Origin of the sequence: Pseudomonas sp. NKUCC02_KPG, from assembly GCF_019345465.1 — a bacterium.
GTDB lineage: Bacteria > Pseudomonadota > Gammaproteobacteria > Pseudomonadales > Pseudomonadaceae > Aquipseudomonas.
The window spans coordinates 197,687-218,742 of sequence record NZ_JAHKRC010000005.1 but is presented as its reverse complement, the minus strand read 5'-3'; the positions used below and the strand labels follow the sequence as shown (position 1 = coordinate 218,742).

The 21,056-nt window shown below is 58.8% G+C and carries 24 protein-coding genes; 9 read left to right on the top strand and 15 right to left on the bottom strand.

Translation table 11 applies throughout. From position 1 onward, the window contains the following. Positions 1–1,056: a histidinol-phosphate transaminase gene (hisC, locus tag KO536_RS08925; protein WP_219261678.1), complete on the top strand. Its 1,056-nt coding sequence runs from the start codon at positions 1–3 to the stop codon at positions 1,054–1,056. Between the two features lie 126 nt (positions 1,057–1,182). On the opposite strand, the gene algW is transcribed toward hisC, so the two are convergent. Beyond that, positions 1,183–2,340: a Do family serine endopeptidase AlgW gene (gene algW, locus KO536_RS08920; protein ID WP_133076356.1), complete on the bottom strand. Its 1,158-nt coding sequence runs from the start codon at positions 2,338–2,340 to the stop codon at positions 1,183–1,185. A gap of 100 nt (positions 2,341–2,440) precedes the next feature. On the opposite strand from algW, the gene KO536_RS08915 reads away from it, so the two are divergent. From KO536_RS08915 to cysN, 3 genes are all read left to right on the top strand, one after another. After that, positions 2,441–3,199 carry a Nif3-like dinuclear metal center hexameric protein gene (locus tag KO536_RS08915; RefSeq protein WP_219261677.1) on the top strand — a complete coding sequence of 253 codons (759 nt, stop codon included), beginning with the start codon at positions 2,441–2,443 and terminating at the stop codon, positions 3,197–3,199. A 169-nt stretch (positions 3,200–3,368) separates the two neighbouring features. Beyond that, on the top strand, positions 3,369–4,286 hold the full coding sequence (gene cysD, locus KO536_RS08910) for a sulfate adenylyltransferase subunit CysD (RefSeq protein WP_095028988.1): 918 nt from the start codon (positions 3,369–3,371) through the stop codon (positions 4,284–4,286). 9 nt (positions 4,287–4,295) lie between these two features. After that, positions 4,296–6,194 (top strand): sulfate adenylyltransferase subunit CysN, encoded by a 1,899-nt coding sequence (gene cysN / locus KO536_RS08905; RefSeq protein WP_133076354.1) that lies wholly within the window; start codon positions 4,296–4,298, stop codon positions 6,192–6,194. 226 nt (positions 6,195–6,420) lie between these two features. Here cysN and KO536_RS08900 read toward each other — a convergent pair whose 3' ends face one another. Genes KO536_RS08900 through KO536_RS08890 form a run of 3 tightly spaced genes read right to left on the bottom strand, consistent with a single transcriptional unit; the run spans position 6,421 to position 9,824 of the window. Next, the gene (locus tag KO536_RS08900; RefSeq protein ID WP_133076353.1) at positions 6,421–7,326 is read right to left on the bottom strand and encodes an acyltransferase; all 906 of its coding nucleotides are present in this window, start codon (positions 7,324–7,326) and stop codon (positions 6,421–6,423) included. After that, on the bottom strand, positions 7,327–9,426 hold the full coding sequence (gene pta, locus KO536_RS08895; protein WP_219261676.1) for a phosphate acetyltransferase: 2,100 nt from the start codon (positions 9,424–9,426) through the stop codon (positions 7,327–7,329). It lies immediately after the preceding gene. A 59-nt stretch (positions 9,427–9,485) separates the two neighbouring features. Continuing rightward, positions 9,486–9,824, bottom strand: coding sequence for a DUF3565 domain-containing protein (locus tag KO536_RS08890; RefSeq protein WP_133076351.1), 339 nt, complete (start codon positions 9,822–9,824; stop codon positions 9,486–9,488). Between KO536_RS08890 and KO536_RS08885 the strand changes: the two genes are divergently transcribed. Next, positions 9,793–10,278, top strand: coding sequence for a peptidylprolyl isomerase (locus KO536_RS08885; RefSeq protein ID WP_019824979.1), 486 nt, complete (start codon positions 9,793–9,795; stop codon positions 10,276–10,278). The genes KO536_RS08890 and KO536_RS08885 overlap by 32 nt on opposite strands. A 133-nt stretch (positions 10,279–10,411) precedes the next feature. Then, entirely contained in the window at positions 10,412–10,894 is a 483-nt protein-coding gene (locus KO536_RS08880) for a glutathione peroxidase (protein WP_133076350.1), read from the top strand. Here the strand turns inward: KO536_RS08880 and KO536_RS08875 are convergent. Together KO536_RS08875 and cysZ are read right to left on the bottom strand one after the other, a co-directional pair. Then, positions 10,891–12,081 carry a glycosyltransferase family 1 protein gene (locus tag KO536_RS08875; protein ID WP_257622856.1) on the bottom strand — a complete coding sequence of 397 codons (1,191 nt, stop codon included), beginning with the start codon at positions 12,079–12,081 and terminating at the stop codon, positions 10,891–10,893. The two genes, KO536_RS08880 and KO536_RS08875, sit on opposite strands and share 4 nt — an antisense overlap. Before the next feature lie 64 nt (positions 12,082–12,145). Beyond that, the gene (gene cysZ / locus KO536_RS08870; RefSeq protein WP_133076348.1) at positions 12,146–12,895 is read right to left on the bottom strand and encodes a sulfate transporter CysZ; all 750 of its coding nucleotides are present in this window, start codon (positions 12,893–12,895) and stop codon (positions 12,146–12,148) included. Between the two features lie 310 nt (positions 12,896–13,205). Here cysZ and trxB point away from each other — a divergent pair, with 310 nt between their 5' ends. Beyond that, positions 13,206–14,168 (top strand): thioredoxin-disulfide reductase, encoded by a 963-nt coding sequence (trxB, locus tag KO536_RS08865; RefSeq protein ID WP_133076347.1) that lies wholly within the window; start codon positions 13,206–13,208, stop codon positions 14,166–14,168. Between the two features lie 70 nt (positions 14,169–14,238). Here the strand turns inward: trxB and KO536_RS08860 are convergent, their stop codons facing one another. The 6 genes from KO536_RS08860 to KO536_RS08835 form a co-directional block, all read right to left on the bottom strand. Beyond that, complete coding sequence (locus tag KO536_RS08860; protein WP_219261674.1) at positions 14,239–14,580, bottom strand: HopJ type III effector protein; 342 nt, start codon at positions 14,578–14,580, stop codon at positions 14,239–14,241. Continuing rightward, positions 14,577–14,870, bottom strand: coding sequence for a DUF1244 domain-containing protein (locus tag KO536_RS08855; RefSeq protein WP_133076345.1), 294 nt, complete (start codon positions 14,868–14,870; stop codon positions 14,577–14,579). The genes KO536_RS08860 and KO536_RS08855 overlap by 4 nt, the downstream gene beginning before the upstream one ends. A gap of 14 nt (positions 14,871–14,884) precedes the next feature. After that, positions 14,885–15,271: a dihydroneopterin triphosphate 2'-epimerase gene (folX, locus tag KO536_RS08850; RefSeq protein WP_133076344.1), complete on the bottom strand. Its 387-nt coding sequence runs from the start codon at positions 15,269–15,271 to the stop codon at positions 14,885–14,887. Beyond that, complete coding sequence (gene folE / locus KO536_RS08845; RefSeq protein ID WP_133076343.1) at positions 15,271–15,831, bottom strand: GTP cyclohydrolase I FolE; 561 nt, start codon at positions 15,829–15,831, stop codon at positions 15,271–15,273. The genes folX and folE overlap by 1 nt, the downstream gene beginning before the upstream one ends. A gap of 24 nt (positions 15,832–15,855) precedes the next feature. Then, positions 15,856–16,566: a dihydromonapterin reductase gene (folM, locus tag KO536_RS08840; RefSeq protein ID WP_133076342.1), complete on the bottom strand. Its 711-nt coding sequence runs from the start codon at positions 16,564–16,566 to the stop codon at positions 15,856–15,858. Positions 16,567–16,654: 88 nt separating this feature from the next. Further along, positions 16,655–17,224 carry an antibiotic biosynthesis monooxygenase gene (locus tag KO536_RS08835; RefSeq protein WP_219261673.1) on the bottom strand — a complete coding sequence of 190 codons (570 nt, stop codon included), beginning with the start codon at positions 17,222–17,224 and terminating at the stop codon, positions 16,655–16,657. 261 nt (positions 17,225–17,485) lie between these two features. On the opposite strand from KO536_RS08835, the gene KO536_RS08830 reads away from it, so the two are divergent. Continuing rightward, on the top strand, positions 17,486–18,418 hold the full coding sequence (locus KO536_RS08830) for a MerR family transcriptional regulator (protein WP_133076340.1): 933 nt from the start codon (positions 17,486–17,488) through the stop codon (positions 18,416–18,418). Between the two features lie 6 nt (positions 18,419–18,424). Here KO536_RS08830 and KO536_RS08825 read toward each other — a convergent pair whose 3' ends face one another. Continuing rightward, a complete protein-coding gene (locus tag KO536_RS08825) occupies positions 18,425–19,030 on the bottom strand; it encodes a hypothetical protein (RefSeq protein ID WP_133076339.1) in 606 nt (201 codons plus the stop codon). A gap of 58 nt (positions 19,031–19,088) precedes the next feature. Then, positions 19,089–19,556, bottom strand: a complete 468-nt coding sequence (locus KO536_RS08820) for a PAS domain-containing protein (protein ID WP_133076338.1) — start codon at positions 19,554–19,556, stop codon at positions 19,089–19,091. Positions 19,557–19,666: 110 nt separating this feature from the next. Between KO536_RS08820 and KO536_RS08815 the strand changes: the two genes are divergently transcribed. Beyond that, on the top strand, positions 19,667–20,122 hold the full coding sequence (locus KO536_RS08815) for a flavodoxin (RefSeq protein ID WP_133076337.1): 456 nt from the start codon (positions 19,667–19,669) through the stop codon (positions 20,120–20,122). Here KO536_RS08815 and KO536_RS08810 read toward each other — a convergent pair. Then, a complete protein-coding gene (locus KO536_RS08810; RefSeq protein ID WP_133076336.1) occupies positions 20,103–20,999 on the bottom strand; it encodes a LysR family transcriptional regulator in 897 nt (298 codons plus the stop codon). The genes KO536_RS08815 and KO536_RS08810 overlap by 20 nt on opposite strands. Positions 21,000–21,056 lie beyond the last annotated feature (57 nt).

Below are 21,056 nucleotides of genomic sequence, written 5' to 3'. Positions count from 1 at the left end.
ATGAGCAAATTCTGGAGTCCATTCGTCAAGGATCTGGTGCCTTACGTGCCGGGTGAGCAGCCGAAGCTGACCAAGCTGGTCAAGCTCAACACCAACGAAAACCCTTATGGGCCTTCGCCCAAGGCCCTGGCGGCGATGCAGGCCGAGATCAACGACAACCTGCGTTTGTACCCTGACCCGAACAGCGACCTGCTCAAGCAGGCGGTGGCCGAGTACTACGGTGTACAGACTGCCCAGGTGTTTCTGGGCAACGGTTCGGACGAAGTCCTGGCCCATGTATTCAATGGCCTGTTCCAGCACGACAAGCCGCTGCTGTTCCCGGATATCAGCTACAGCTTCTATCCGGTTTACTGCGGTTTGTACGGCATCGAATTTGACGCCGTGCCTCTGGATGAGCAGTTCCAGATCCAGCCTGCGGACTATGCCAGGCCTAATGGCGGGATCATCTTCCCGAACCCGAATGCCCCGACCGGCTGTCTTTTGGCGCTGGAGGCCATCGAGCAGATCCTCAAGGCCAGCTCTGATTCAGTGGTTGTCGTGGATGAAGCGTACATCGACTTTGGTGGCGAGACGGCCATCAGCCTGGTGGATCGCTACCCGAACCTGCTGGTGACTCAGACCCTGTCCAAATCGCGCTCCCTGGCCGGCTTGCGGGTCGGGTTGGCAGTGGGCCACCCGGATCTGATCGAAGCGCTGGAACGGATCAAGAACAGCTTCAACTCCTACCCGCTGGACCGTATCGCCATTGCGGGCGCTGCGGCTGCGTTTGCCGACCGTGAATACTTCGAGCACACCTGCAAGCAGGTAATCGACAGTCGCGAACACGTGGTAGGGCAGTTGCAGGCACTGGGTTTTGAAGTGCTGCCGTCGGCGGCGAACTTTATCTTTGCCCGTCATCCGGAACACGATGCGGCGGCGCTGGCGGCCAAGTTGCGGGGGCAGGGCGTGATCGTGCGCCACTTCAAGCAATTGCGCATTGCCCAGTTCTTGCGCATCAGCATCGGTACGCCGGAGCAGAATGCGGCGTTGATTGAAGGGTTGTCGGATATCGAATAGAGGTTGACCGCGGCTCTTGTGGGAGCGGGCTTGCTCGCGATGCAGGCGCCGCGGTAGTTCAGGCAAACCGCGGCGATACCATCGCGAGCAAGCCCGCTCCCACATCAGGTGGTGAGGGCGCGTTACTTATTCTTCCTGCTGCGGCGGCTGTTCCTGTGGCGGTCGCAGGCCCACCTCGGCGGTGAGCTTAAGCTCTTTGCCGTTACGCATGACCTGGATCGTGATCTTGTCCGAAGGCTTGATCCGCGCCACCTGATTCATTGAGCGGCGCCCATCGCTGGCAGGCTCGCCATCGATGCTCAGAATCACGTCTCCCAGTTCAAGACCGGCTTTTTGCGCCGGACCCCCACGGAAAATGCCCGCGACAACAATTCCAGGGCGTCCACTGAGACCAAACGACTCGGCCAGTTCCTGGGTCAAGGGTTGAACCTCAATCCCCAGCCAGCCGCGAATGACCTGGCCGTGCTCGATAATCGACTTCATGACCTCCATCGCCAGATTGATCGGGATCGCGAAGCCGATGCCTTGCGAACCGCCTGACTTGGAAAAAATCGCGGTGTTAATGCCGGTCAGGTTGCCGTTGGCATCTACCAGTGCGCCGCCCGAGTTGCCCGGGTTGATCGCGGCATCGGTCTGGATAAAGTCTTCGTAGTTGTTCAGGCCCAACTGGTTGCGGCCTGTGGCACTGATGATGCCCATTGTGGTGGTTTGACCCACGCCGAACGGGTTGCCAATCGCCAGGGCGATATCACCGATACGCAAGGTGTCCGAGCGGCCGATGGTGATTGCCGGCAGATTCTTGAGGTCAATCTTTAGCACCGCGAGATCAGTTTCCGGGTCGCTGCCAATGACCCTGGCGTGTGTTTCACGACCGTCCTTCAGCGCCACCACAATCTGGTCGGCCCCTGCGACCACGTGGTTATTGGTCAGCAAATAGCCTTCGGGACTCATCAGAACCGCCGAACCCAGGCTGGACTCCATACGTTTTTGCTTGGGCTCGTTGTTGCCGAAAAAATGCCGGAACTGCGGGTCTTCGAACAAGGGCCTGGCGTTTTTGTTCACCACTTTGGTGGTGTACAGGTTGGCTACGGCAGGCGCGGCACGCACTACCGCGTCGGCATAGGTCACCGGTCCTTGCTGCATGTAACTGGTTTGCGGGGCTTGTTGCAGATTGACGTCCAGGCTCGGCAGTCCAACCCATTGCGGGTAACGCTGAATAATCAGCAAAGCGATAAGCACGCCAGCCAGCAATGGCCAGCCAAAAAAACGCAAAGCCTTAAACATTGAACTCAGTCCTGAAGGTTGCAGAGCCATTCTGACGGCCCATAATGGCGCCATTATACGAGGGCCGCCCGGCTCTGAACGCTATATTTAGGAGTCTTTTATGGCTGTCGCCCTGAGCACGCTGGTAGAAGAAGCAAATCGTTACCTCAATTGCGCCACCATCAATGATTACTGCCCCAATGGCCTGCAGGTCGAAGGTCGCCCCCAGGTGATGCGCATCGTCAGTGGCGTGACCGCCAGCCAGGCACTGCTGGATGCTGCAGTCGAGGCCCAGGCCGATCTGGTGCTGGTGCATCATGGTTACTTCTGGAAGGGTGAAGATCCCTGCGTGACCGGGATGAAGCAACGTCGCCTCAAGACGCTGCTCAAGCACGACATCAGCCTGCTGGCCTATCACTTGCCACTGGACCTGCATCCCGAGGTGGGCAACAACGTGCAATTGGCGCGGCAGCTGGACATCACCGTCGAAGGCCCGCTTGATCCTGGCAATTCGAAAGTGGTGGGGTTGGTGGGCTCTCTGGCCGAGCCTGTGACCGCCCGTGATTTTGCACGCCGTGTTCAAGAGGCGCTTGGGCGCGAGCCGCTGCTGATTGAAGGCAGTGAAATGATCCGCCGCGTGGGTTGGTGTACCGGTGGCGGGCAAGGCTATATCGATCAGGCGGTGCTGGCGGGCGTTGATCTGTACCTGAGTGGCGAAGCTTCGGAGCAGACTTTCCATAGTGCCCGGGAAAACGACATCAGCTTCATTGCCGCGGGGCACCATGCTACCGAACGCTATGGCGTGCAGGCATTGGGTGACTACCTGGCGCGGCGCTTTGCTTTGGAACACCTGTTTATCGATTGCCCGAATCCGATCTGATTATTGGAATCCAGCCCGCTCCCACATGGAGTAATCGCCCAAACTCCGGGGTCTATTCTTAGACCGTTTCGATCTAGTTGGGGTCATCTATAGAAGAGGACGCTGTGCTAGCATTCGACCCTCGAACACGGCCCGCAGGCCGTTCATAAGATAGCTTTCGTGAGTAGCCATGGTCGACAAACTGACGCACCTGAAACAGCTGGAGGCGGAAAGCATCCACATCATCCGCGAGGTGGCCGCCGAGTTCGATAACCCGGTGATGCTGTACTCGATCGGTAAAGATTCCGCCGTGATGCTGCACCTTGCACGCAAGGCGTTTTTCCCAGGCAAGCTGCCGTTTCCGGTGATGCATGTCGACACCCAGTGGAAATTCCAGGAGATGTACAGCTTTCGCGACAAGATGGTTGCCGAGCTGGGCCTGGACCTGATCACTCACGTCAACCCTGACGGCGTGGCTCAAGGGATCAACCCCTTCACCCACGGCAGTGCCAAGCACACCGACATCATGAAAACCGAGGGCCTGAAGCAGGCTCTGGACAAATACGGCTTCGATGCCGCCTTTGGTGGTGCCCGTCGCGACGAAGAAAAATCCCGTGCCAAAGAGCGCGTCTATTCCTTCCGTGACAGCAAGCACCGCTGGGATCCGAAAAACCAGCGCCCCGAGTTGTGGAACGTCTACAACGGCAACGTCAACAAGGGCGAATCCATTCGTGTGTTCCCGTTGTCGAACTGGACCGAGCTGGACATCTGGCAGTACATCTACCTTGAGGGCATCCCGATTGTGCCGCTGTACTTTGCGGCCGAGCGCGACGTCATCGAGAAGAACGGCACGCTGATCATGATCGACGACGACCGTATCCTTGAGCACCTGTCTGACGAAGACAAGGCTCGCATCGTCAAGAAAAAGGTCCGCTTCCGTACTCTGGGATGCTACCCGCTGACCGGCGCGGTGGAGTCAGAGGCTGAAACCCTGACCGACATCATCCAGGAAATGCTCCTGACGCGAACTTCCGAGCGCCAGGGCCGAGTCATCGATCACGATGGCGCAGGCTCAATGGAAGATAAAAAACGTCAAGGTTATTTCTAAGGGGTTGTCATGTCGCATGTATCTGATTTGATCAGCGAGGACATCCTCGCCTACCTGGGCCAGCACGAGCGCAAAGAGATGTTGCGCTTCCTGACCTGCGGCAACGTCGACGACGGCAAGAGCACCCTGATCGGGCGCCTGCTGCACGACTCCAAGATGATCTACGAAGACCATCTGGAAGCCATTACCCGCGACTCGAAAAAAAGTGGCACCACGGGCGACGATATCGACCTGGCACTGCTGGTTGACGGTCTGCAAGCCGAGCGCGAGCAGGGCATCACCATTGACGTGGCGTATCGCTATTTCTCTACCGCCAAGCGCAAATTCATCATTGCCGACACCCCAGGCCATGAGCAGTACACCCGCAACATGGCCACCGGTGCGTCCACCTGTGACCTGGCGATCATTCTGGTCGATGCCCGTTACGGCGTGCAGACCCAGACCCGTCGCCACAGCTTCATTGCCTCGTTGCTGGGCATCAAGCATATCGTCGTGGCCATCAACAAGATGGACCTCAAGGGTTTTGATGAAGGTGTGTTCGAGTCGATCAAGGCCGACTACCTGAAGTTTGCCGAGGGCTTGAAGCTCAAGCCGACCAGCCTGCACTTTGTGCCGATGTCTGCCCTTAAAGGCGACAACGTGGTGAACAAGTCCGAGCGCTCGCCGTGGTACACCGGTCAGTCGCTGATGGAAATCCTTGAAACCGTGGAAGTGGCGGCCGACCGCAACCTCACTGACCTGCGCTTCCCGGTGCAGTACGTGAACCGTCCGAACCTCAACTTCCGTGGTTTTGCCGGCACCCTGGCCAGCGGCATCGTGCACAAGGGCGATGAAATCGTCGTGTTGCCGTCGGGCAAGAGCAGCCGCGTCAAATCCATCGTCACTTTTGAAGGTGAACTGGAGCACGCAGGCCCCGGTCAGGCAGTTACCCTGACCATGGAAGACGAGATCGACATCTCCCGTGGCGACTTGTTGGTGCATGCCGACAACGTGCCGCTGGTGACTGACAACTTCGAAGCCATGCTGGTGTGGATGGCTGAAGAGCCGATGTTGCCGGGCAAGAAGTACGACATCAAGCGCGCTACCAGCTACGTACCGGGTTCGGTTGCCAGCATCGTCAACAAAGTCGATGTGAACACCCTGGAAGAAGGTCCGGCCAGTGCTTTGCAGCTGAACGAAATCGGCAAGGTCAAAATCAGCCTCGACGCGCCGATTGCGCTGGATGGTTATGACAGCAACCGCACGACCGGCTCGTTCATCATCATCGACCGCCTGACCAACGGCACCGTGGGTGCAGGCATGATCGTTGCCCAGCCGTTGAGTCATGGCAGCGCAACTCATCACGGCAAACTGGCCCATGTGGCTGTTGAAGAACGTGCCCAGCGTTTTGGCCAGCAACCGGCCACCGTGTTGTTCAGCGGGCTGTCGGGTGCCGGCAAAAGCACCTTGGCCTATGCGGTTGAACGCAAGTTGTTCGATATGGGACGTGCGGTATTCGTGCTGGATGGCCAGAACCTGCGCCATGACCTGAACAAGGGTCTGCCACAGGACCGTGCCGGACGTACTGAAAACTGGCGTCGTGCTGCTCACGTGGCGCGCCAGTTCAACGAAGCAGGCCTGCTGACACTGGCCGCCTTCGTGGCCCCGGACGCTGAAGGCCGTGAACAGGCCAAGGCGCTGATTGGCAGCGACCGTCTGGTGACCGTTTATGTTCAGGCATCCCCGGCCGTGTGCGCCGAGCGTGACCCGCAAGGGCTGTATGCAGCGGGTGGTGACAACATCCCGGGTGAATCCTTCCCGTACGACGTGCCGTTGAATGCCGACCTTGTGGTCGACACGCAATCGCTGTCCCTGGAAGAGAGCGTCAAACTGGTGCTCGACCTGTTGCGCCAACGCGGCGCGATTTAAGCCGCACTAAAAAGCCCGCCACCGAGAGATCGGTGGCGGGCTTTTTATTGGGTGCGGTTATCCACTACCTGTAGCCGCTGACGAGGTACGAAGGCTGCGATCGGCGGCGAAGCCGTCGTAAATAAGCCACCCCGGTGTTTCAGATCCATTCGGGACTGAGGTTGTACGGGCTCTTCGATCCCTATCGCAGCCTTCGGACCTCGGCAGCGACTACAGGGTTGAATCGTCAGGTGTTGGGAAACTCGCGATGCAACTCCTCCAGCAGCCGGTCCTTGTCTTCCCACAACTGGTTGATCCAGCCTTGGAATGCCAGCCGGTACTCGGGGTCCTGATCGTAGTTTTTACCCAGAAACTCAGCCGGGATATTCAGCTCTTCAAACACCACGACCACGTCTTTCACATTGCCGCACAGCAAGTCCCAATACCCTGGACGCCCGCCCGGATAGTGGATGGTCACGTTGATGATGGACTGCAGCTGTTCGCCCATTGCATCCAGCACAAAGGCGATGCCTCCGGCCTTGGGCTTGAGCAGGTAGCGGAACGGCGAGTTCTGCTGCGCGTGCTTGGCTTCTGTAAAGCGCGTGCCCTCGACGAAGTTGAAGATCCCCACGGACTGGTTTTTGAACTTGGCGCAGGTTTTACGTGTGGTCGCCAGATCCGCGCCTTTTTTCTCCGGGTGCTTGGCCAGGTAGGCCTTGGAGTAGCGTTTCATGAACGGAAAGCCCAGCGCCCACCATGCCAGGCCAATGACCGGCACCCAGATCAGCTCCTGCTTGAGGAAGAATTTGAGCGGGCGGATGCGTTTGTTGAGCACGTATTGCAGCACCATGATGTCGACCCAGCTCTGGTGGTTGCTGGTCACCAGATACGAGTGCTCATAGTCCAGCCCCTCAAGGCCCTTGATATGCCAGCGGGTCTTGCGCAGCAAGTCCATCCAGCGATTGTTGTTGGCGATCCAGGCTTCGTGGATACGGCGCATCAATTCATCGGTCACCCGTTGAGCTGCCGCAAAGGGCAGACACAGCTTGAAAATCGCGACGATGAACAGCGGCGTGCAACACACGATGGTGTTGATCGCCAGCAGCAGCGAAGCAATGACGCCGCGTAGCGGTGCAGGCAAGAAGTCCAACATTTAAATATCCATAGGTCGGTTGGCGGCTTGAATGGCCGTGAGGGCGATGGTGTAGACGATATCGTCCACTTGAGCGCCGCGTGGCAGATCGTTCACCGGCTTGCGCAGGCCTTGCAGCATTGGCCCGAGGCTGACGCAATCGGCGCTGCGTTGCACGGCTTTGTGAGTCGTATTGCCGGTGTTCAGGTCCGGGAACACAAAAACGGTGGCTCGGCCTGCCACCTGGCTGTTGGGGGCCAGTTGCCTGGCAACTACCTCGTTGGCGGCGGCATCGTATTGCAGCGGGCCGTCGATCAGCAGTGAGTGCTGGGCTTCGTGGGCCAGCAAGGTGGCTTCGCGGACTTTTTCGACCTCTTCACCGCTGGCCGATTCGCCGCTGGAATAGCTGATCATGGCCACCCGCGGGGTGATGCCGAACGCCGCGGCAGAGTCGGCGCTTTGCAGGGCGATTTCCGCCAGTTCAGAGGCGCTCGGGTGCGGGTTCATCACGCAGTCGCCGTACACCAGCACCTGCTCGGGGAACAGCATGAAGAACACCGACGATACCAGCGTGCAGCCCGGTGCCGTCTTGATCAACTGCAGGGCAGGCCGGATGGTGTTGGCGGTGGAGTGGATAACCCCTGAAACCAGCCCGTCGACCTCGTCCAGTGCCAGCATCATGGTGCCAATCACTACCGGGTCTTCCAGCTGCTGCTCGGCCATCGGCGCGTTGATGCTCTTGGTCTTGCGCAGGGCCACCATCGGTTCGACGTACCGGGCGCGAATCAGGTCCGGGTCGAGAATTTCCAGACCCTCGGGCAGTTCGAAACCGTGGGCCTTGGCGACCGCGTGGACTTCTTCGGGCTTGGCCAGCAATACGCAGCGGGCGATGCCGCGAGCCTGACAAATAGCTGCCGCCTGTACGGTCAGGGGCTCGCTGCCTTCGGGCAAAACGATGCGCTTTTTGGCCTGCTGGGCGCGCTGGATCAGTTGATAGCGGAAGACGGCAGGGGTCAGGCGCATTTCCCGTGGCGTGCCGCAGCGTTGATGCAGCCAGTGGGCGTCCAGATGGCTGGCAACAAAGTCGGTGATGATTTCCGCACGTTCGCGGTCATCGATCGGGATTTCCTTGTTCAGGCCATTGAGGCGGTTGGCGGTGTCGTAGGACCCCGTGCTCACCGACAGTACTGGCAGCCCGGCCTGCAACGCACCCCGGCAAAGCTCCATCAGGCGCGGATCGGGCTGGGTGTCGCTGGTCAGCAGCAGGCCCGCCAGCGGAACGCCATTCATCGCGGCCAGGCTGACGGCCAGGATGATGTCGTCGCGATCGCCGGGGGTGACGACCAGCACGCCCGGTTTGAGCAGTTGCAGGGTGTTGAGTACCGTGCGGGCGCACAGGATGATTTTCGACATGCGCCGGGTTTCATAGTCCCCGGCATTGAGCACCTGGGCGCCGAGCAGTTCGGCTACATCGCGGGTGCGCGGGGCGTTGAGTTCGGGTTGATACGGAATGCAGCCCAGTAGCTTGAAATCACCACTGCGCAGCAATGGGGAATGCTCTTTGAGGCGTGCCGAGAAGGCTTCCATGCTTTCGTCGGTGCGTACCTTGTTGAGGATCACACCGAGTACTTTAGGGTCCTTGGGCCCGCCAAACAGCTGCGCCTGTAACTCCACCCGTCCGGAAAGTTCGGTCAGCACTTCGTTTTCAGGGGCCGAGACCAGAATCACTTCGGCATCCAGGCTCTTGGCCAGGTGCAAGTTGACCCGAGCCGCGTAGCTGGCGGTACGGGTGGGCACCATGCCTTCTACGATCAGTACGTCCTTGCCGATGGCAGCCTGTTGATAGAGGTTGATGATCTCTTCGAGCAGCTCATCCAGCTGGCCGTCACCGAGCATGCGTTCGACATGGGCCAGACCCAGTGGTGTCGGCGGCTTGAGGCCGTGGGTGCGGGCGATCAGCTCGGTGGAACGTTCAGGGCCGAAGTCACCCGGATGCGGCTGGGCAATGGGCTTGAAAAACCCGACTTTCAACCCGGCGCGCTCCAGGGTGCGAACCAGGCCCAGGCTAATAGAGGTCAGACCCACACCAAAGTCGGTGGGAGCGATAAAGAAAGTTTGCATGCGAGCTTCCTGACGTGGCAGTGCAAGGGCAACACCCTTTAACCGGGCTTGTGCCTGAATCAATTGCCAAGATTAGCGCTATCCGCGTCTTGAGCACACCAGCCACAGTCAAAGGGCTGGCCTATTTTTGCCTGGCGCTGCTCAGGGTCAAGCACCCAGGGTCTTGATTGCCAGGGCGGTTGGTGACGCTGGTGCTGGGTGTGGCCACAGGAGAGCACGACAACCCAGTGCTGCTCTTCATCCTGACGCCAGCCAATGATCGTTGAAGTTTTCAAAATTATCCGTTGGTCTTTGTTGTGTTCGCTTTCGGGCGATTGCTTGGTTAAACTTGCGAACTCATTATTTTTTTGCAAAAGGTCTCGCCCCATGACGATCGCCGCCAATAAGGCTGTCTCCATCGACTATACCCTGACCAATGACGCTGGTGAGGTCATCGACAGCTCTGCCGGCGGCGCGCCGCTGGTCTACCTGCAAGGTGCAGGTAACATCATTCCGGGTCTGGAAAAGGCTCTGATCGGTAAGGCTGTTGGTGACGAGCTGGACGTTAGCGTTGAACCTGAAGACGCTTACGGCGAATACTCCGCCGAGCTGGTAAGCACCTTGAGCGCCAGCATGTTCGAAGGCGTTGACCAGCTGGAAGTTGGCATGCAGTTCCACGCTTCGGCGCCGGACGGCCAAATGCAGATCGTGACCATCCGTGATCTGGACGGCGACGATGTGACCGTTGATGGCAACCACCCACTGGCGGGTCAGCGTCTGAACTTCAAGGTCAAGGTTGTTGCAATTCGTGATGCAAGCGAAGAAGAAATCGCTCACGGCCACGTCCACGGTGAAGGCGGTCATCAGCACTGATAAGTGCTGCTACGCTCACTTGTGAACTAGCCAGGAAGGCGCCTACGGGCGCCTTTTTTGATCCTGGGAGATTACGGTAATCGGTACGTCGGACGATTGCTTGAACGTGGATACGGGAATTTTGGAGTCCGTCATGAGTGCTTTTCACGAACTTACCTTAGACGCGCTGGATGGCAAGCCGCTACCACTGGACACCTTTAAAGGCAAAGTGGTGCTGGTAGTGAACGTGGCCTCCAAGTGCGGTTTGACCCCTCAGTACGCAGCGCTGGAAAACCTGTATCAGCAATTCAAGGGCCAGGGTTTCAGCGTTTTGGGCGTGCCATGCAATCAGTTCGCCGGGCAAGAGCCGGGTACCGAGGAGCAAATTCAGGCGTTTTGCAGCCTCAACTACGGTGTCAGTTTTCCTCTGAGCAGCAAGCTTGAGGTCAACGGGCCTGACCGTCATCAGCTCTATCGTTTGCTGGCAGGCGAGGGGGCCGAGTTTGAGGGGGAAATCACCTGGAACTTCGAGAAGTTCCTGGTCGGCAAAGATGGGCGGGTGTTGGCGCGATTCTCACCGCGCACCGCGCCAGACGATGCGACGGTGATTCAGTCGATTGAAAAATCCCTGGCTTAAGGTTTTTTTACCGCGACGTGAATAGGCTCCGGGGCTTCGCACATGGAGCCCTGTCGAGCTCGCAACAACTGGCTTTCGAACTGCTCGACAATGCCTGGCCAGCTTTGGCGGCTGGCATGACGTCGGGCATTGAGGCGCAGGGTACGTAAGGTCTCTGGGTCTTCAAGGAGCCAGCAGGCGGCTTCGATCCAGGCGTATTCGTCCCCCGGCATGGCCAGTACGCCATTGTATCCATGGCGGATATGCAGGCCAGCAGCGGCCTCGTCATAGGCCACTACGCCCAAGCCAGAGGCCTGGGCTTCAAGCACCACATTGCCAAATGTCTCGCTCAGGCTCGGAAACAGAAACACATCCCCGCAGGCGTAGTGACAAGCCAGGGCGTGTCCTGACTGTTGCCCGCAAAAAATCGCTTCGGGCAATGAGGCTTCCAGGGCCGCACGTTTTGATCCGTCACCCACCACGATCAACTTGAACCGGCGCGCCGGATAGCGGGCTTGCAGCGCATCAAGACAGCGCTTGAGTGCATCCAGGTTTTTTTCCGGTGCCAGGCGCCCCACATGTAACAGCGCAATGTCGTTTTCCCTGAGTCCCCAGCTCTGGCGCAAGGCGTCCTGGCGTTTTGCCGGGCTGAACAACTGGCTGTCAACACCGCGAGGGAGCAGATCCAGGCGTTCAAAATGCCTGCGCGCAAGCTCCACGCGCTGGCTGGTGCTGGGGACCAGGGTCAGTGCAGAGCGGTTATGGAACCAGCGCAAGTAGTGCGTCAGTGCACGGGTGAACAGGGTCAGGCCGTGTTGACGCAAATACTGCTGGAAGTTGGTGTGAAACCCCGTGACCGCTGTAATGCCCAGGCGACGTGCAACCCGCAATGCACACAGGCCCAACGGTCCCTCTGTGGCGATGTAGACCACATCCGGAGGTTGTTGGCGCCAGCGTTTGGTCAGGCGATGGGTGGATGTCAGGCCCCACTGCAGGCCGGGGTAGCCGGGTAGCGGCAAGCCCCGGCACAGCATCAGTTCGTCGTTGCTGCGCTGGCCGCCATCGTCGGCCTGGCGCGGGCGTACCAGTTCCACGCGATGATTGCGCGCACGCAAGCCATCACACAGCTGGCCAAGGGTATTGGCGACACCATTGATTTCAGGCGCGAAGGTTTCGGTGATCAGGGCGATGTGCAGGGCTGTGGTCATGACCCCAGTGTGTTCTGGGGTCATGACGCCCGTGTGTCACGGTGATGATGGATTTATGAAGTCGTTAGCGAGATGCCAGCGCTTCATCGCCCCGCTCGCGCACCCAGAACAGGGTGGCGCCAGCGACAGCAGCGGGCATCATCAGCACATTGACCACCGGGATCAGCAGCACCAGATAGACGATGCCGCCGAAGCTCATGCTCTGCCAGCGCTTCTCGCGCAACCAGGCGAGCATCTCGTTCCAGCCCAGCTTGTGGTTATCAGCGGGGTAGTCGATGTACTGAATGGCCATCATCCAGACCCCGAACAGCAGCCACAACGGGGCCGCAATCAGGTTGAGCACCGGTATGAACGACAGGATCAGCAGCGCAACGGCCCGTGGCAGAAAGTAGCCCAGCTTGCGCATTTCCCGGGCCAGGGTGCGGGGCACCATCGCAGCCAGTTCGCCCCAGCTGAAGGGCGGTGAGTTATCGACCCCGCGTACGACGGCCTCGACTTTTTCCGAGAGAAAACCGTTGAACGGCGCCGCAATGATGTTGGCCAGCATGGTGAACGTGAAAAACACCATCAACGCCACCAGCACGACAAACAACGGCCACAACAGGTAGTTGAGGAAGCTGAGCCAGCTTGGCAGTGACGGCATCAGGGTATCGACCCAGAGGCTGAACTGATGCCCGGCGAAATAAATCAACCCGACGAACAGCACCAGATTGATCAGCAACGGCAGCAGCACGAACAAGCGCAGGCCAGGACTGAGAACCAACGTCAGGCCTTCACGCAGGTACTGCGGGCCAGAAAGAACGGGGGCGGGCATAGAGTGCTCCGAGCAGTGGAAAACCGGGCGACCTTAACGGCTTTATCTGTAGGACGAAAGCCTTGTCGCACTATCGACAATAACTGTAACAAAGCCGTCTAAAATCGAATTCGACTACATAGAGACCCGCTATGAGCTGGATTGTTAATGCGTATTTCCTTACTCTCTGCGGCCTCTATATGCTTCACCCATATTTTTCAGGACCTGCGTTTTTCAGGCTTGGCCTGGGCAGGTTTACGGTTTCTTTTTATTCCAGCCGGTAAACGGCGTTCCGACCCGGTTCCAATGCGGGCGGTCATAGGAGTGAGTCATGTCTGAAGTACGTCATTCGCGTGTGATTATTCTGGGTTCCGGCCCTGCCGGTTACAGCGCCGCGGTCTACGCGGCCCGCGCCAACCTCAAACCACTGCTGATCACGGGCATGCAGGCTGGCGGTCAATTGACCACCACGACTGAAGTCGACAACTGGCCAGGTGATGTTCACGGCCTGACCGGTCCGGCCCTGATGGACCGCATGCGTGAGCACGCCGAGCGCTTTGAGACTGAAATCATTTTCGACCACATCAATGAAGTGGATCTGAAAAACCGTCCGTTTACCTTGAAAGGTGACAGCGGCACGTTCACGTGTGATGCCCTGATCATTGCGACCGGCGCCAGCGCCCGTTACCTGGGCCTGCCGTCCGAAGAAGCGTTCATGGGCAAGGGCGTTTCCGCCTGTGCAACCTGTGACGGTTTCTTCTATCGCAACAAGCCGGTTGCCGTGGTCGGTGGTGGTAACACTGCCGTTGAAGAGGCGCTGTACCTGGCCAACATCGCCAGCAAAGTGACCCTGGTTCACCGTCGCGAAACCTTCCGCGCCGAGAAGATCCTGATCGACAAACTGCACGCCCGTGTCGCTGAAGGCAAGATCGAACTCAAGCTGAACGCAACCCTGGACGAAGTGTTGGGCGACAACATGGGTGTGACCGGCGCGCGCCTGAAAAACAACGATGGCAGCTTTGACGAGCTGAAAGTGGACGGCGTATTCATCGCCATCGGCCACACGCCGAACACCTCGTTGTTCGAAGGCCAGCTGGAGCTTAAAGACGGCTACATGGTTGTGCAGGGCGGCCGTGAAGGCAACGCTACGGCTACCAGCGTCGAAGGCGTGTTTGCTGCCGGCGACGTGGCTGATCACGTTTACCGTCAAGCCATCACCTCGGCTGGCGCCGGTTGCATGGCCGCGCTGGATACCGAGCGCTACCTGGACGGCCTGCAGAACGCTCAGTTCTGATAGCCCGCCCCAATAAAAAAACCGGCTTCGGCCGGTTTTTTTGTGTCTGCCCTGTGGGGCAGAGGCTGGCTTACGCCTTGCGGGTCAGCGGCTGTGCGTCGAGTTTGACACCTGCCAGGCCGTGGGCAATCAGCGCACGGATATTGCTGTGGTCTGTGCCTTCAGGCGTGGCAAGCACCGAACGGTAATGCTCGCCAAACGCCAACAGCGCCTGCTGATCACTCAAACCTTCCAGCAGCGCCAGGCCCAGGGTCTTGCACGAACCTTCATTCTGCCCGGCAGCGTTTTCCACGCCGCCGTTATTGAAGGCCTGCGGCTGGTAATCGTAGTGCGCTGCGATAAATGCCAGGGTGTCGGCGAAGAGGTGTTCGCCGCTGTCGAGGCTGGCGCGCAGGGTGTTCACATCAGTCATTGCTTTTTTCCTTGGGCAAACGCCGCGGCTTGTTCGGCGCTGGCTTCTTTCTGGTATTGGGATTTCCAGTCGGCATACGGCATGCCGTACACCGCTTCACGGGCGTCATCGAGGCTGATGTCGATCTGGCGCTCGTCAGCGGCAGCCTTGTACCACTTGGACAGGCAGTTGCGGCAAAAACCCGAGAGGTTCATCAGGTCAATGTTTTGCACGTCCTTGCGGCTGTCCAGATGTGCGACAAGGCGGCGGAAGGCGGCCGCCTCCAGTTCAAGCTGTTCTTGAGGAGTCATGGGGTTCACCGGGGTTATGAAGTTGCAGCCTGGCGGCTCGCCGCCAGCGTAATCGAGACCGATTCGGCAAAGCGCAGCGCGTGCGGCTTGTCGACTTCGACTTCGGCATACAGTACCGCGCCATTGGCCATTACCAGGTCCAGCAACTCCTGGGTCAGGCGCTCAAGCAGGGCGAAGCGGTTCTCTTCGACGTGCTGGATCACGGCCTTGGTGATGGTGCGGTAATTGAGCGCGTGGTCGATGTCGTTATCGCGCACCGCCTCTTGCGCGGCATAGAGGATGGTGAGGTTGATCAACACATCCTGCTTGTTGAGGATTTCTTCCTCATTGATACCGATGTAGGTGCGCAGGCACAGGTCCTTGACGCGAATACGGGCCATTCCTGGCTGAAGTTGTGGCATTACGACTTGCTCCGTCCAATCAGTTGCAAGAACTCCATGCGGGTGCTCGGCTCGCGAAACGCGCCAAGCATGACCGAGGTGTTCATGGTCGAATTCTGTTTTTCTACGCCGCGCATCATCATGCACATGTGCTGAGCTTCAATCACAACGGCTACGCCTGCGGCCTGGGTCACGCTTTCAATGGCGTCGGCGATTTCACGGGTGAGGTTTTCCTGAATTTGCAGGCGACGGGCAAACATGTCGACGATGCGGGCGATTTTCGACAACCCCAGTACTTTGCCCGTCGGGATGTAGGCCACATGGGCCTTGCCGATAAACGGCAGCAGGTGATGCTCGCACAGTGAGTACAGCTCGATATTGGCCACGATCACCATTTCGTCGCTGTCAGAGGCGAACAGGGCGCCGTTGACGATGGTCTCCAGGCTCTGCTCATAGCCATGACACAGGTACTGCATGGCTTTGGCTGCGCGCTTGGGGGTGTCGAGCAAACCTTCGCGGTCAGGGTCTTCACCGATATCGATGAGGATTTCGCGGTAATGCCCGGGCAGTGATGCGCTCATGAAAATACTTCCTCGCGGGGCGGCTTATTTTAGATGCCGGCCGCCATTGACGGTCAGGGTAGTGCCGGTCACATGGGGGTTGTCCAGCAGATAACGCAGGCTCTGGTAAATCACCTCGGCGCCGGGCTCTATGCCCAGCGCAGACTTGGCCAGCGCTTTGGTGCGGTACGCCGCATCGTCGTCAGGGTTGAACAACAGCATGGCCGGGGCGATGCCGTTGACTTTGATCTGCGGGGCCAGTTTAGCCGCGAATGACAGGGTCAGGCTGTCGAGCCCGGCCTTGGTGGCGCAATAGGCAATGTGCTTGCTGCTGCCCTTGCGGGTCACATCGTCGCTGATATGCACGATATCCGCCGGGGTCGAGCGCTTGAGCAGCTCGCTGCAATGCAGGTTGATCAGGTAAGGCGCGAGCATGTGCACGCTGAACATGTGCGTAAAGGCGTCGGTTTCTGTCTGCGGGGTTTCTGCCAGCCAGGCCGATGCGTTATGCACAATTGCCCGCAAGCAGTCGGTGTGCTCTTTAAGTCGCTGGATAAAATCCAGAATGCCAGCTTCGGTGGAGAAGTCGGCAAACAACGCAACAGCGCCCAGGTCACGCAGGGTTTGCACCCCGGGTTTTTCGCTGCGATAGGTAAAAACCACCGGGTAGCCGTCTGCCAGCAATTGCTGCGCGCAGTACAGGCCGATGCGCTGGCCGGCACCCGTGATCAGGATCGGAGCAGAAGAAGTGGGCATGACAGACTCGGAGCAGGTAAGCCGGAAACAGTCGCGGCGCAATGGCAAAACTATACCAGCGTCCGCGACGTAAAGCCCAAGCCCGAGCTTAGTTGCGCTGGGTTGCGATTGCGCTGCGCAGGGGTTTGCCTGGCGAGCTGTGCAGCCAGTTGGCCAGCAGGTGCGTGGACAGTGGAATAAACAGATAAACCATCAGCGGCGTCAGGGCCAGGGTGCTGACCAGGACCCGATGCAACAGGCTCAGCTCGCTCAATAAGGGCGCGCACACAAAATTGAACAGCAGCGATACGGGGAAGAACGCCAGCCAGATGGCAACGGCTTGTTTCCAGCGTGGTGGTCTTTGTCCGGCAGCGCCAAACCAGCCGTCGATCCCGCTGACGCGGTGCTCCGACGGGTTGGCAAACAAATCGCTGCCGCGCAGCAACCAGGCCTTGCGCGATACCGAGTGCTCCCAGGCATGCAAGGTGGTTTCGTCGGCAAAGCGGAAGATGATTTGAAATTCGTCGTCGCCCGGTGGCGGGGCCAGTACGCCGGAACCCAGGTATCCGGAAAAGTCCGTGGCCAGTTGTTCGCCTTCATGCAACCAGGCAATCAACTCCTGGTAGCGACCTTTGGCGACACGGCGCGCAACCATCAACGTGACAGGGGAGGTAGACATTGTGTATCTCCATGAGGCTAATGCTGCCCGGGTAGGGCAGGCACAAAACACAGCGCCGGGGTGGTGGGCTGAGTGATGAAAAACAAGCAAGTATTGTTCCTGAATGCTCACGGCGCCGTTTGTGGGGCGGGCGTGCCCGCAATAGCATCACCGCCGCTTATCTGGCAGGCAGCTCGGCCTGCATCGCGAGCAAGCCCGCTCCCACAGCGTCTGGATTGAGGGGTAGAATCCTGTCATCCCTTTCTGACTGTTGCCCGCCCAATGTCCGTGATTACTGAAGTTGAGCCCATTACACAGGCTGATGATTGCCAAGGTCTCTACCCGATCAGGGATGTGGCCAGGCTCACCGGCATCAACCCGGTGACCCTGCGTGCGTGGGAGCGGCGTTATGGTTTGATCGAACCAAAACGCACCGAAAGTGGGCATCGGCTGTATTCAGTGAGCGATATTGAGTCAATTCGCCTGATCATGGGCTGGCTTGAGCGTGGGGTTGCTGTCAGCAAAGTCGCGCAATTGCTCGCAAACACGAAGCCCGCTGACAATCCGCAACCCGAGGCCAGCGAGTATGGCGAATGGCAAACCCGTATAAGCAGCGCGCTCGCGGCCTTCAATGAGTCGGAGCTGGAGCGACTCTACGGTCAGATTTACTCCAGTTACCCGGTCGAAGTGGTGTTTCAGGGGATCTTCCTGCCCCTGTGGCAACAGTTGTCAAAAGCTCGGGATGTGTTTGGCCGAACCAGCGAATGGCTGATGCTGGATGGATTCTTGCGCGGGCGGGTGCAGCATCGCCTGCAGTTGCAGGCGGCAGATGCCAGGCAGTGTGTGATGGTGGTGGCGATGCCCGAGCTGTGCCGCGAGCTGGAACTGTTGGTGACGGGCTTGCTGTTGACCCGTAATGATCGCGTAGTCCGGGTTTTGGCCATCGGCCAACCCTTGGAAGAGCTGTCACTGGTCTGCGAAAAACTGGAGCCTCAGGCTGTCGTACTGTTTGCCAGTCATGCCCTGGGGACGGCGCACCACCGCCGGCTGATGCGGCTGGCGCAGACCTTGAATTGCTCGATGTCATTGGCCGGGGCCGGTTCGAACGTGGCCCAGGAGGCGCTGGCGGGTTCATCCATTGCTTGCCTGGGCAGTGAGGCCCGGTTGATGAATCAGCGATTGGACGCTGATCTCAAGGCAACACTGGGCAGCTGATCGAGATCAGCCGTGCAGGCTTGGGTGCGTCAGGCGGTGTTGCTGCAAGATGTATTGGCGCAGGCGTTCAGTCTCGCCCTTGTTACGCTGACTGAGCTGGTAGGCGTAAAGGCCCAGTTCGGTTTTACGTTCAAGGGTGCCGCGCAGGGCAATTCGCTCATGGCCGCCTGGGCTGAACCACTGTGCAAACTGGCGGGGTGGCTCGCTGTCGTGACGCATTTCAACCAGCATCCCTTTGAACGAAAGTTCGGTGACCCACAGGTGTCCGGCTTTGCCCCTGATGTTTTCCAGGGGGACTGGTTCTGCCAGGGTGAGGCGCCAGGGGCGGGATTTGGGCCCGTCTTCGAAGATGCTTGGCGTTCCGAGTTGCAGATGCTGGGCATGGAACTCGTCTTCAACCAGGCGCAGTGGAAAGCTCATTTGCTGGTTGGCGAATTGCGCCAGGATGGTGACCTGTTCATGGGCCGCCAGGCGTGTCAGCAGATCACGGATTTGCGACATCCCGTTGACCGTCAGGCTGGACGACGCATCCCGCGTATTGAGCAGCGGGTTTTGGTGAATCGTTCGGATGAAATCCAGCTCGTCCTGAGTCAAAAGGGCATCGTGAGACATGGATGGGGCTCAAAAAAAGGTCAGAAAAATCGTCATTGCGATTATCAGACCGCTCTTTTTACGTTTTGTTTGATCCGCTCGTCGCCTTGAGTGCCTGCAACTCGGCCTGGACAGCAGCCAGCTGGGCTTCGAGCTGCGCGACACGCTGTTCGGCCTTGACGTGCTGGGTGACATCTTTCTGCACGCCAATAAAGTAGGTCAGCTGGTCGTTCTCGTTGAACACCGGCGTGATCGACAGCTCATTCCAGAAGTGCGTGCCGTCCTTGCGATAGTTGCGCAGCACCTGGCGAGTCGGTTGCCCGCTGGCAATGGCTTCGCGGATCAACTGCAGGCCACGCTGGTCGCGGTCGCCAGCCTGCAAAAAACGGCAGTCCTGATACAGGATGTCGTCGCGGCTGTAGCCGGTGAGGGCCTCAAACGCATCGTTAACATAAATCAGAATGTTGTCTTCGCCTTCTTGTTCGGCCACCACAATGCCGTCCTGGGACGCGTCTACCATGCGCTGCAACAAGCGGGCGTTGATCATCGTGCAATTCTCTTTAGTCGAACAGATTGCTGCATCTTAAGGCATAGGTACGAGAGCTGTGTCGCACCTGTTAATATCCCAGCCTTTTAGTCAGTTACAGGATCAGATTGATGAAAGTCGCCATCCTTTGCGGCTCGGTGTACGGCACTGCTGAAGAAGTCGCCCGTAATGCCAAGCAACTGCTCACTGATGCCGGTTTTGAGGTGTTTCTCAATTCCCGCGCCACCCTTGCCGATCTCCAGGCGTTCGGCCCTGAGGCTTTGTTGGCCGTGACCTCGACCACGGGCATGGGCGAGCTGCCCGACAATCTTGTGGCGTTGTACAGCGCCATTCGTGACCAACTGCCAGCCGCCTGGCGCGGTTTGCCCGGTGCCGTGATCGCCTTGGGTGACGAGAGCTACGGCGATACGTTCTGTGGCGGTGGCGAGCAACTGCGCGAACTGTTTGCCGAGCTTGGCGTGGGCGAAGTACTGCCGATGCTGCGCCTGGACTCCAGTGTCACGGTGACGCCAGAGGAAGACTCCGAGCCCTGGATTGCAGACTTGATCAAAGCACTGAGCCAATAACCGGGCGTTCACGCAGCAGCTCAAGCCAGGCTTGGGCTGCCCGTGACAAATACGCGCCTTCGCGCCAGATGAACGCTATATCCCAGCGCAAATAGTCCGGTGCCAGCAGCTTTACCCGCACCACGCCGGGGCGCACCAGCCCGCGGGCAACCACGCTGGGCAGCAACACCACGCCCTGGCCTGCGGCCACCAGTGCCACCAAAAAATCCGCCTGCCCACTGCGTCCGCCTTCAATGGGGGTAAAGCCCGCTTGCTGGCAGGCCTTGAGCACGCGATCGTTGAGCACAAAACTGCGCTGATAGAGCAAAAAAGGAGTATCGGCCAATTGTTCAAGGCGCACGCTGGGGCCTTCTGCCAGCGGGTGATCTACCGGGATCAAAACGTCCAGAGGCTCGTCACAAAAGGGCTGATAAGCAAATGCGGGATTCTTCGGCGTCAAGCTACCGCCCAGTTCCAGCTCGCCGCTCAAAACCGCCTTTTCAATATTCAAGCTGCCTTCTTCCAACAACTGCACCTGAATATTCGGATAACGTCGCCGGTATTCGGCAAATAACCCGGCAAACAGCGTATTGCTGCCCAGCAATGGCAGGCCTACTCGCAGCTCGCCCCGGGTCAGATGGCTCAAATCGTCCAGCTCGCTCAGCAACTCGTTGTGCAAACGCAGCATGTCCTCGGCTCGCTGTAGCACCACCGTACCCGCAGCCGTCAGCCTGACCTGTGAGCCCAGGCGATCGAACAGGGGCGTGCCAAGGCTGTGCTCGAGCTGTGCCACCTGCTTGCTGACCGCCGACTGGCTGATATGCAGGCCGCTGGCGGCCTGGGTGAAGCCGCCCAGGCGTGCGACTTCAATAAAGGTGCGCAGGTGTTTGAATTCCATCGTCGTGATTCCGTTTTGGAATGGCTATAAGTCTGACAATTCGTTTTCGGGATGGTA

Bases quoted from the DNA above. Each gene is read 5' to 3' on its own strand.
- KO536_RS08915 (WP_219261677.1), top strand. From the start codon at position 2,441: ATGGCTGTCGCCCTGAGCACGCTGGTAGAAGAAGCAAATCGTTACCTC.
- KO536_RS08900 (WP_133076353.1), bottom strand. From the start codon at position 7,326: ATGTTGGACTTCTTGCCTGCACCGCTACGCGGCGTCATTGCTTCGCTG.
- KO536_RS08875 (WP_257622856.1), bottom strand. From the start codon at position 12,081: ATGACCACAGCCCTGCACATCGCCCTGATCACCGAAACCTTCGCGCCT.
- hisC (WP_219261678.1), top strand. From the start codon at position 1: ATGAGCAAATTCTGGAGTCCATTCGTCAAGGATCTGGTGCCTTACGTG.
- cysZ (WP_133076348.1), bottom strand. From the start codon at position 12,895: ATGCCCGCCCCCGTTCTTTCTGGCCCGCAGTACCTGCGTGAAGGCCTG.
- cysD (WP_095028988.1), top strand. From the start codon at position 3,369: ATGGTCGACAAACTGACGCACCTGAAACAGCTGGAGGCGGAAAGCATC.
- KO536_RS08815 (WP_133076337.1), top strand. From the start codon at position 19,667: ATGAAAGTCGCCATCCTTTGCGGCTCGGTGTACGGCACTGCTGAAGAA.
- KO536_RS08885 (WP_019824979.1), top strand. From the start codon at position 9,793: ATGACGATCGCCGCCAATAAGGCTGTCTCCATCGACTATACCCTGACC.
- KO536_RS08830 (WP_133076340.1), top strand. From the start codon at position 17,486: ATGTCCGTGATTACTGAAGTTGAGCCCATTACACAGGCTGATGATTGC.
- KO536_RS08860 (WP_219261674.1), bottom strand. From the start codon at position 14,580: ATGACTGATGTGAACACCCTGCGCGCCAGCCTCGACAGCGGCGAACAC.
- KO536_RS08825 (WP_133076339.1), bottom strand. From the start codon at position 19,030: ATGTCTCACGATGCCCTTTTGACTCAGGACGAGCTGGATTTCATCCGA.
- folM (WP_133076342.1), bottom strand. From the start codon at position 16,566: ATGCCCACTTCTTCTGCTCCGATCCTGATCACGGGTGCCGGCCAGCGC.
- KO536_RS08880 (WP_133076350.1), top strand. From the start codon at position 10,412: ATGAGTGCTTTTCACGAACTTACCTTAGACGCGCTGGATGGCAAGCCG.
- KO536_RS08890 (WP_133076351.1), bottom strand. From the start codon at position 9,824: ATGGAGACAGCCTTATTGGCGGCGATCGTCATGGGGCGAGACCTTTTG.
- algW (WP_133076356.1), bottom strand. From the start codon at position 2,340: ATGTTTAAGGCTTTGCGTTTTTTTGGCTGGCCATTGCTGGCTGGCGTG.
- pta (WP_219261676.1), bottom strand. From the start codon at position 9,426: ATGCAAACTTTCTTTATCGCTCCCACCGACTTTGGTGTGGGTCTGACC.
- folE (WP_133076343.1), bottom strand. From the start codon at position 15,831: ATGAGCGCATCACTGCCCGGGCATTACCGCGAAATCCTCATCGATATC.
- trxB (WP_133076347.1), top strand. From the start codon at position 13,206: ATGTCTGAAGTACGTCATTCGCGTGTGATTATTCTGGGTTCCGGCCCT.
- KO536_RS08820 (WP_133076338.1), bottom strand. From the start codon at position 19,556: ATGATCAACGCCCGCTTGTTGCAGCGCATGGTAGACGCGTCCCAGGAC.
- KO536_RS08835 (WP_219261673.1), bottom strand. From the start codon at position 17,224: ATGTCTACCTCCCCTGTCACGTTGATGGTTGCGCGCCGTGTCGCCAAA.
- folX (WP_133076344.1), bottom strand. From the start codon at position 15,271: ATGCCACAACTTCAGCCAGGAATGGCCCGTATTCGCGTCAAGGACCTG.
- KO536_RS08810 (WP_133076336.1), bottom strand. From the start codon at position 20,999: ATGGAATTCAAACACCTGCGCACCTTTATTGAAGTCGCACGCCTGGGC.
- KO536_RS08855 (WP_133076345.1), bottom strand. From the start codon at position 14,870: ATGACTCCTCAAGAACAGCTTGAACTGGAGGCGGCCGCCTTCCGCCGC.
- cysN (WP_133076354.1), top strand. From the start codon at position 4,296: ATGTCGCATGTATCTGATTTGATCAGCGAGGACATCCTCGCCTACCTG.